General features: G+C 46.2%; 2 protein-coding genes. Both read left to right on the top strand.

Features of this window, described 5'->3' with window-relative positions; all coding sequences use genetic code 11:
- A partial coding sequence (locus H6F50_RS18265; protein ID WP_190429792.1) for an anhydro-N-acetylmuramic acid kinase occupies positions 1–350 on the top strand: 350 nt, incomplete at its 5' end.
- Positions 351–432: 82 nt separating this feature from the next.
- Positions 433–2,717: VIT domain-containing protein (locus tag H6F50_RS18260; RefSeq protein ID WP_190429791.1), on the top strand; the 2,285-nt coding region annotated here is incomplete at its 3' end.

Below are 2,717 nucleotides of genomic sequence, written 5' to 3'. Positions count from 1 at the left end.
TGAGTAGCGCTGATCTGCTGGCAACGCTGACTGAACTCACTGCTGCGTCAATTGTTCATAGCTACCGCACTTTCCTGCCGCAGATGCCTGACGAGGTGTTATTGTGTGGCGGTGGCAGTCGCAACCTCTACTTAAAACAGCGCCTACAAGCGACTTTACAACCCGTGCCAGTGTTGACAACGGATGAAGCAGGTGTGAATGCTGATTTCAAAGAAGCGATCGCTTTCGCTGTTTTGGCATATTGGCGTCAGTTAGGCATCCCTGGCAATCTTCCCCAAGTTACCGGCGCAACTTCTGCCGTACTACTTGGAGAAGTTTATCTTCCTACAAAGCTCAAAACCTTGCGTTGAGAGCGTTTCTAGCCGATTCTTTATATTAATTTTAGAAATGAAATGGCTAGAATGGCGTGAACGGTTTTGAAAAAGGGCTGCTATGACGACCTTCCCGCCTCAAAAAAGCACAGCTCACGATCGACGTCGGTGTTATTGCCTAAATCCTAATTGTAAGCAGCCAGAAAATCCTGGAAATGCCGCAATCTGCGAAAGTTGCGGATCGCAATTACTGCTAAGCGATCGCTATCGTGCGATTAAACCGATTGGTCAAGGAGGTATGGGGAGAACTTTCCTGGCTGTGGATACATCCCAGCCATCGGAACCGCGCTGTGTCATTAAACAGTTTTTTCCTCAACAACAAGGAACTAATAATCGCCAAAAAGCAGCAGAGTTATTCCGTCAAGAGGCAACTCGCTTAGAGGTTGTTGGGAAACATCATCAAATTCCCGAACTGCTGGCATATTTTGAGCAAGATGACCATCAGTATTTAGTGCAACAGTTTATCGATGGAGAAAACTTAGCTCAAGAATTAGCCAAAGAAGGGCCGTTTAAAGAAGTAGAAATTCGGCAACTCCTGCAAAGTTTGCTGCCAGTGTTGCAATTTGTCCACAGTCAACAGATGATTCACCGGGATATTAAACCCGAAAATATCATCCGCAACCGTCGAGATGGCAAACTCGTGTTAGTCGATTTTGGCGCAGCAAAGTATGCGACTGAGACGATGCTAGGCAGAACCGGAACGGTCATCGGTTCTGCTGCGTATACGGCTCCCGAACAAGTAAAAGGGAAAGCGATTTTTGCCAGCGATGTGTATAGTTTGGGTGTTACTTGTATCCATTTGATTACCCAAATTCCTCCTTTCGATCTAAGCGATACGAGTGAAGATACCTGGGTTTGGCGGGATTTCTTGAAGACGCCAGTCAGTAAACAGTTCGGTAGCATTCTCGACAAAATGCTGCAAACAGGTACGAAGCGGCGCTATCAATCAGCAGATGAAGTGTTGCAAGATTTGAATGGGCGATCGCTCCCAACTACTAAACGTAATTCTAAGAAAAAATGGCTGATAGCCGGTGCCTTCCTATTGTTTGGATATGCGGGAGTGCGGTACTTAGCTTCGCCTGTGGTAGAGATGGTGACTCAGCAAATTGAGAAACAACCATCTCTAACGGAAGGCAGCTTATTCGCCATTGTGGATGGACAGCAGCAAGTGTTTCCGTTGAAACATACGGAAGTTGTGGCGAAAGTTACAGGAAATGTGTCGCGGGTGGAGGTAACGCAGACCTTTGAAAATCCCTTTAACAATCCCTTAGAAGCTGTCTATAAGTTTCCACTGCCCGATGAAGCGGCGGTGGATGACATGGAAATAAAAGTAGGCAATCGCATCATCCGAGGCGTCATCAAAAAACGCGAAGAAGCAAAGCAAATTTACGAACAAGCCAAACAAGAAGGAAAAACTGCTGCCTTATTAGACCAAGAACGAGACAATATTTTTACTCAGTCCTTGGCTAACATCAAACCAGGCGAAAAAATCGATGTCACAATTCGCTACAGTGAAAGCCTAAAGTTTGAAAAAGGTAACTATGAATTTGTCTTCCCAATGGTAGTAGGGCCACGCTACATTTCAGGAAGTTCAACGAATAGCAACAGCACTACAAACTCAGTTACCGACACTTCGCCAATCAATCCACCGACTTTACCAGCCGGAAGCCGTTCTGGACAAAATATTGGCGTAACCGTTGAAATCGAAGCGGGGGTGCCAGTGAAAGAAGTGCGATCGCCTTCTCATCAAATCCGTACCACTCAAGATGGTCGCATCATGCGGGTTGAATTGAGCAAGGAAAACGCAATTCCGAATAAAGACCTGATTTTACGTTATCAGGTATCGAGTGCCCAAACCCAGTCCACAGTATTATCAGAGGCGGATGAACGCGGCGGTCACTTTGCCACCTATTTAATTCCAGCCGTGGAATATCAAAGTAATGAGATTGTACCCAAAGATGTGGTATTTCTCATGGATACTTCTGGCTCTCAAAGTGGACCGCCAATTGAGCAATCAAAGGAACTGATGCGCCGGTTTATCAATGGACTCAATCCCGGCGATACCTTTAATGTTGTTGACTTTTCCGATAGCGCGACGCAGCTATCTCCCATACCTTTACCGAATACGCCGCAAAACCGTGAGAAAGCCCTAAATTATATCAATCGCCTAGATGCTAACGGTGGCACCGAGTTATTTAATGGCATTCAAACTGTGTTGAATTTCCCCGCCGCGCCCGAAGGACGCCTGCGGAGTATTGTCTTGATTACTGACGGTTTGATCGACCAAGACCAGCAAGCGATCGCAGAAATTAAAAAGCGGCTGAAGCCTGGAAATCGGCTTTATAG

The organism is Coleofasciculus sp. FACHB-712 (assembly GCF_014695635.1).
In the GTDB taxonomy this organism is placed as follows: Bacteria; Cyanobacteriota; Cyanobacteriia; order Cyanobacteriales; family FACHB-T130; genus FACHB-T130.
Note: the sequence above shows the minus strand (reverse complement) of the source record. Positions and strands in the feature narration are given on the sequence as shown.